This window comes from Streptomyces sp. NPDC057474 (genome assembly GCF_042802555.1).
In the GTDB taxonomy this organism is placed as follows: domain Bacteria; phylum Actinomycetota; class Actinomycetes; order Streptomycetales; family Streptomycetaceae; genus Streptomyces.
This window is the reverse complement of record NZ_JBHVDX010000359.1, coordinates 1-6,601: the sequence shown is the minus strand read 5'-3', so window position 1 is coordinate 6,601 and position 6,601 is coordinate 1. Positions and strand designations below refer to the sequence as shown.

The following is a 6,601-nucleotide window of genomic DNA, read 5'->3' as shown; positions in this document are numbered from 1 at the left end:
CAACCGGGTCTTGAAGGCCGACGTCACGCGAGCCCCCGAATTAACCAACAGCGTCAGCTGAACCCCCGGGGGCCTCGGAGTACGCACGCACGTACTCAGGTCATGCCCTACGCGTCAGATCTGGACGCGGTCCTCCACGACCTTCGCGATCTTCGCGATGGCCTCCTCGACGGGGATGCCGTTCTCCTGGGAGCCGTCGCGGTAGCGGAAGGAGACGGCACCGGCCGCCATGTCCTCGTCGCCGGCGATGACCATGAAGGGCACCTTCGACTTCTGGGCGTTGCGGATCTTCTTCTGCATACGGTCGGAGGAGGCGTCGACGTCGACGCGCAGCCCCTTCTTCTTCGCCTCGGCGGCGAACTTCTGGAGGTATTCCACGTGCGCGTCACCGATCGGGATGCCGACCGCCTGGACGGGCGCCAGCCATGCCGGGAAGGCCCCCGCGTAGTGCTCCAGGAGCACTGCGAAGAAGCGCTCGATCGAGCCGAAGAGCGCGCGGTGGATCATGACCGGGCGCTGCTTGGAGCCGTCCGGGCCGGTGTACTCCAGGTCGAAGCGCTCGGGCAGGTTGAAGTCGAGCTGGACCGTGGACATCTGCCAGGTACGGCCGATAGCGTCCTTCGCCTGAACGGAGATCTTCGGACCGTAGAACGCGGCGCCGCCCGGGTCCGGGACCAGCGGGAGGCCCTGCTTCTCGGCGACCTGGCGCAGCGTCTCGGTGGCCTCTTCCCACGCCTCGTCCGAGCCGACGAACTTCTCCGGGTCCTTCGTGGAAAGCTCCAGGTAGAAGTCGGTGAGGCCGTAGTCGCGCAGCAGGTTCAGGACGAAGGTGAGCGTCTTGTCGAGCTCGTCCGCCATCTGCTCGCGGGTGCAGTAGATGTGCGCGTCGTCCTGGGTGAAGCCGCGGGCACGGGTCAGGCCGTGCACGACGCCGGACTTCTCGTACCGGTACACGGTCCCGAACTCGAAGAGGCGCAACGGCAGTTCACGGTAGGAGCGGCCGCGCGCGTCGAAGATCAGGTTGTGCATCGGGCAGTTCATGGGCTTGAGGTAGTAGTCCACGCCCTCGTCGAGCTGCATGGGCGGGTACATGCCGTCGGCGTACCAGTCCAGGTGGCCCGAGACCTCGAAGAGCTTCCCCTTCGTGGCGTGCGGGGTGTAGACGAACTCGTATCCCTCCTCCTCGTGGCGGCGGCGCGAGTAGTCCTCCATGACCCGGCGGATGATGCCGCCCTTGGGGTGGAAGACGGCGAGGCCGGAGCCGATCTCGTCCGGGATGGAGAACAGGTCGAGTTCGTTGCCCAGCTTGCGGTGGTCACGCTTCTCGGCCTCGGCGAGGAAGTCGAGGTGCGCCTTCAGCTCCTCCTTGGAGGGCCAGGCGGTGCCGTAGATGCGCTGGAGCATCGGGTTCTTCTCGCTGCCGCGCCAGTACGCGGCGGCGTTGCGCATCAGCTTGAACGCCGGGATGTTGCGGGTGGTGGGCAGGTGGGGACCCCGGCAGAGGTCCTTCCAGCACAGGTCACCGGTCTTGGCGTCCACGTTGTCGTAGATCGTCAGCTCACCGGCGCCAACCTCGACGTCCGCGCCGTCGTCGGAGGAGGCCGAGCCCTTGAGGCCGATCAGCTCCAGCTTGTACGGCTCGTGTCCCAGCTCCTCGCGGGCGGCCTCGTCGGTGACGACGCGGCGCGAGAAGCGCTGGCCGCGCTTCTGGATCTCCTGCATCTTCTTCTCGACGGCCTTGAGATCCTCGGGCGTGAACGGCTTCTCGACGTCGAAGTCGTAGTAGAAGCCGTCCCGGACCGGCGGGCCGATGCCCAGCTTGGCCTCGGGGAACAGCTCCTGCACGGCCTGCGCCATGACGTGCGCCGTGGAGTGGCGCAGGATGTTGAGGCCGTCCTCGGAGGAGATCTGCACGGCCTCGACGGTCTCGCCGTCCCGCACCTCGTACGCGAGATCCTTCAGCTCACCGGCCACGCGGGCGGCGACGACGGTGCGCTCGCCGGCGAAGAGATCGGCGGCCGTAGTGCCCGTCGTCACCACGCGCTCGTCCCGCTCGGAATCGCGTTGGATGATCACACGGACGTCGGACACCGGTTTCTCCTACCTGAAGGGGTGGCCCAGTCGTCTGCTGCGGCCTGGGCCATTGGGAAGGATCGTACCGAGCCCGGGGTGCTCCTCGCGAAACAGATACCTCAGTCCCCTCCGCAGGCCTCCTCGAAGAAGGCCGTGATCTCCGCGGTCTCCTGGAGCGACTTCATCAGCCGGTCCCGCTCCGCCTCGTCGACCTGCACGGGTGCGATCCCGTCGGCGTTCGTGAGCCGCCGGAACCCACCCCGGCTCTCCAGCCTCCCGTGCACCCGGACCGGCAGTCCGACGAGATGGGCCTGCCCCGCTATCCGGTACGACTCCTCGTCCAGGGTCATACGGACGTGCGGGACCTCGGCGCCGGCGATGACCCGCAGCCGTACCGTGCCCTCGCCACGCGCCGCCGACCGGCGCATCCGCACCACGGCCCCGGTGATCCTCACCGGCATCGACGGTTCCTCACGCAGATAGCGGGCCCCGGCCTCGCGCAGCACGGACAGGTCGCCCGGTGAGAACTCGACGGGCTCGGACGGGGTCGCACCGCCCTCCGGGACCCCGGCGGCGGGCGCCCAGTCGACGGCGACGCGGGCGCCCTCGGTGCCGCGGATGAGGGCGACGAGAGCCTCGGTCAGCTCGTGGCTGACCCCGGCCTCGACGGCGCCGTCGAAGGCCTCCATGCCGCCGGTGGCGCGCTGGTAGTCGATGGCCTCGCGGGCGGCGTACAGGGCCTGGTGGAGGCGTAAGGCGAGGGGACGGCCGGTGGCCACGGGGACGAAGGCGGTGAGGCTACGGCCGCCGGGGGCGGCGCCGACGAGGACGCCGTCGAGGGAGGCGGCGGCGGGCAGGCGGTGCCGGGCGCCGTAGTAGCCGGCACGCGCGCGGGTGGCCAGCGCCGCCGCGAGGAGCATCTGGCGGGCGGCCGAGCGCAGTTGGTCCTCGACGGCCCAGGAGGCGGTGCCCAGCGGGCCGGTCGGCACGTCCCGCCACCAGTGGATCTCGTCGCTGGGCACGGCGAGGGCGACCAGCACGTCACGCGCGGCGGGCGAGCCGCTCCGGGACAGGGCCGTGAGGGCTTCGCCGAGCAGGTCGTCGCTGTCGGGGAAGGCCCGGTTCTCGGGTACGAGCAGGCTCATGCCCCGCCCGGCCGGTCCCGGTGGGGTCCAGCGGCCGTACCGTCCGGCGGCTCCGCCGCGCCGCTGCCAGCCGTGCCGGCGCAGCAGGGCGCCGAGGACCGCGGGGTCGACCTGGGCGGGGTCGGGCGGCTGGGTCCAGGTGGGCTCGACGGGGTGGGACCGCACCGGACGTACGGGCTCGCCGATGGGACGGCGTACGGATACGTCGTCGCCGTAGGGACGACGCGTCGGTCCGCCCTCGCCACGGGGACGACGACTCACCGGCCTGTCCTCGGCGCCGGGGTGTCGGCCTGACGTGTCCTCACGGTGAGGGCGTCGGCCGGACGCGTCGTCGTAGGGCCGCCGGCCGGGTCCCTCGTCGTAAGGGCGTGGGCCGGGGCCGTCGTCGTCGATGGGGCCGTGGGTCACGGTCTGCCTCCCGTTCCGACCCGCGTCATGATCTCGCAGAGCGCTCGGTCGTCGAAGATGCGCGAGGTCGGTATGCGCACGGTGGTGCGGCGCCGACCGGTGATCGGATGTCCGGCCAGGTTGATCCAGTAGCAGCAGTGCCGCAGGTCGAGCCGGTCATGGCCGGCCCGCAGCCACTGCTCCTGCGATCTGGGGACGATCATCACGACCAGGATCTTGTGCACCGAGACGGGGGTGCGGGCGAGCTTCGCCAGGTGCTGGTTGTCGAGGGTGAAGGAGAAGAACCGGCCCGGCGGGTTCGGCGCGAGCTGGTAGGTGGCCTTGAGCTGCACCTTGATGGTGACTTCGTCGTCGACGGTGTGACCGGGCGAGCCGTGGCTGACGTGCCAGTCGATGCCGTTGTCCGGAAAGGGCTGGGAGAGCGAGCAGCCGGCCGCGGCGGCCACGGCGTGCAGGTAGCCCACCTGCAGGGTCTCCATGCAGGCGGTGGTGGCGAGGGAGCCGCGGAGCGATGCCGCGTGCTCGGGCAGCAGCCCGCCCCGCTCGGGCTGCGCTATGGCCATGACCAACAGCCTTCCCCTGCAGATGCTTCCCCGTGCCGAGCCTCTGAACTGCATGGACCCGTACTTCTGTTGTCTCCTTCCGGCGTACGGCGCAAACAGCCCGGGTATCACCAAACAGGCAGAAGACGGGACGTCAGCTGCCGTGGGTGAACGAGGAGTTGTGGACACATGACGTGTTGGTACGAGGGGCCCTTGGCGGCGTTCGACACGGAGACCACGGGTGTGGACGTCGAGACCGACCGGATCGTGTCGGCCGCAGTCGTCGTCCAGGACGCGGCCGGCACCCGTCCCCGGGTGACCCGGTGGCTGGTGAACCCGGGCGTGCCGGTGCCCGCCGCGGCGACGGCGGTGCACGGGCTGACGGACGAGCAGTTGCAGCGCGACGGCCGCTGGCCGGCGCCGGTGATGGAGGAGATAGCCAGGGCGCTGGCCGAGCAGGCGGTGCGCGGCCGTCCGCTGGTCGTGATGAACGCGCCGTTCGATCTGACCATGCTGGACCGTGAGTTGCGGCGGCATCGCGCCTCGTCGCTGGACCACTGGTTCGAGACGACGCCGTTGCGGGTCGTCGATCCGCGGGTCCTGGACAAACATCTGGACCGCTACCGCAAGGGTCGGCGCACGCTCACCGATCTGTGCGCGCACTACGAGGTCGTCCTGGACGGCGCGCACGACGCGGCGGCCGACGCGCAGGCGGCGATGGACGTCGTACGCGCGGTGGGGCGCCGTTTCGCGCCGCGGCTCGCCCGCCTCTCCCCCGCCGAACTGCACACGCTGCAGGCCGTGTGGCACGCGGCGCAGGCCCGCGGTCTGCAGGCCTGGTTCGCGCGCAGCGGCACGGAGGAGGCGGTGGACCCGGCATGGCCGCTGCGTCCGGAACTGCCGGCGGCGGCATGAAAAAGCCGGTCCGCATATGCGGACCGGCTTTACCCGGTGGGCGATACTGGGTTCGAACCAGTGACCTCTTCGGTGTGAACGAAGCGCTCTCCCACTGAGCTAATCGCCCGGGAACGGACTGAACAATACAGGTCCCGACGGGTCTGGTTCAAACCGCTTGCCCATGGGCCGTGAGGTACGCGAGGAGTCCCCGTCGTCCTGCCCGCATCATCAGCGCGTGGTTGGCGCGGAACACGGGCCGTCCCGGTACGGCGAGCCGCCTCAGCAGGGGCTTGGTGACGTCGACTTCCTGGTCGTAGCCGGCGAGGGTGCCGGTCCCGTCGGCGGTGAGTGTCCAGCTGGCCCAGCCGTCCAGGTCGCCGGCCATCTCGATCTCCAGGATCCCGGCCGCCGCGTCGCGCCGTACCTCCCGCGCGGTGAAGGCGAGGTCGTACGGCAGGACCGAGCGGATCCGGATGGTGCCGGTGGTGTCGTCGATCCGGATCACCTCGCGGACCTGCGGCCACCAGTGCGGGTAGTCGTCGGCCCGCTGGAGCACGTCGTACACGGCGGCGGGCGGCGCGGGCAGGTTCCAGCGGCTGCGGAAGCGGTAGTGGCTCCAGTCCATGGTCGGATTCTGCCTGCACAGGGGCCGTCCGCGCGGGATCTGAGTACATCCTGAGTACCCGCACTCATGCCGTACGGCGTGACGCGGACCACACTCCGGGGCATGACGCATTTTCCGTCCCCTGCCGAGGAGTTGCGGGTCCTCGACTCCGAGCTGCGGCAACTCGACGCCCGCCGCGCCTTCCTGCTGGCACGGCGGGCCTGGCTGGTCAACGCCCTCTACGCGCCGACGCCCGCGCCCACCGCGCCGCCCGGGCGGCGCCCCGAGGCGACGGCGCCCAGCGTCCAGAACGTGCTGCTGGTGCTCGGCGGCGTCCTGCTGACCGTCGCGGCGATCGCGTTCACGCTGGTCAGCTGGGGACATATGGGAATCGTCGGCCGAGCCCTGGTCCTCGGCGCGGTGACCGTGGCCGCGCTCGGCACCCCGGTGCCACTCCTTCGCCGCGGCCTGCGCTCGACCGCCGAGGCAGTGGCAGGCCTCGCCCTCGCCCTGACGGTCCTCGACGCGTACGCCCTGCACGAGGTCGCGTTCACCGGCACGGACGGCACGGGGTACGCGGCAGCCGCGTCTGCGGTGCTGGCGGTGGCCTGGGCGGCGTACTGCCCGGGCCTCGGCGCGCTGGTGCCGTCGACGTCGGGGGACGCGGAGAACCGACCGGCGATCACCCGCACCCCGCTCCGCCTGCCCCTCCCCCTCGCCCTGGTCTCCGCTCAACTCCCGCTCCTCCTCTGGTCGTTCGCGATGAACGCGGGCGTGGAGACGGTCACGGCCGTGCTGCTGGTGACAGCGGCAGCCGATACCGCGGTCGCGCTCCGGGTGCCCCTCAAGCCGCTACGGATCGTCGCCATGGTGGGCGCGTTCGGCTGGGGTGCCTGGGGTGTACTGGCGGCCGGGTGGCTCTCGTGGGCCGC

At 70.8% G+C, this 6,601-nt stretch carries 5 protein-coding genes, 1 tRNA gene and 1 pseudogene; 2 read left to right on the top strand and 5 right to left on the bottom strand.

Annotated elements, in window-relative coordinates:
• Positions 1 to 114: 114 nt before the first annotated feature.
• From thrS to ACFU53_RS45645, 3 genes are all read right to left on the bottom strand, one after another.
• A complete protein-coding gene (gene thrS, locus ACFU53_RS45655; RefSeq protein WP_384006017.1) occupies positions 115 to 2,091 on the bottom strand; it encodes a threonine--tRNA ligase in 1,977 nt (658 codons plus the stop codon).
• Between the two features lie 101 nt (positions 2,092 to 2,192).
• Positions 2,193 to 3,404: a hypothetical protein gene (locus ACFU53_RS45650; RefSeq protein ID WP_384006019.1), complete on the bottom strand. Its 1,212-nt coding sequence runs from the start codon at positions 3,402 to 3,404 to the stop codon at positions 2,193 to 2,195.
• Positions 3,405 to 3,622: 218 nt separating this feature from the next.
• A complete protein-coding gene (locus ACFU53_RS45645; RefSeq protein ID WP_384006015.1) occupies positions 3,623 to 4,189 on the bottom strand; it encodes a DUF4365 domain-containing protein in 567 nt (188 codons plus the stop codon).
• A 168-nt stretch (positions 4,190 to 4,357) separates the two neighbouring features.
• On the opposite strand from ACFU53_RS45645, the gene ACFU53_RS45640 reads away from it, so the two are divergent.
• Positions 4,358 to 5,083 carry a 3'-5' exonuclease gene (locus ACFU53_RS45640; protein WP_384006014.1) on the top strand — a complete coding sequence of 242 codons (726 nt, stop codon included), beginning with the start codon at positions 4,358 to 4,360 and terminating at the stop codon, positions 5,081 to 5,083.
• Between the two features lie 37 nt (positions 5,084 to 5,120).
• On the opposite strand, the gene ACFU53_RS45635 is transcribed toward ACFU53_RS45640, so the two are convergent.
• Positions 5,121 to 5,192, bottom strand: a tRNA-Val gene (locus ACFU53_RS45635).
• A 39-nt stretch (positions 5,193 to 5,231) separates the two neighbouring features.
• A complete protein-coding gene (locus tag ACFU53_RS45630; protein ID WP_384006012.1) occupies positions 5,232 to 5,690 on the bottom strand; it encodes an SRPBCC family protein in 459 nt (152 codons plus the stop codon).
• Between the two features lie 66 nt (positions 5,691 to 5,756).
• Between ACFU53_RS45630 and ACFU53_RS45625 the strand changes: the two are divergent.
• Positions 5,757 to 6,601, top strand: a pseudogene (locus tag ACFU53_RS45625) (hypothetical protein); the annotation flags it as partial.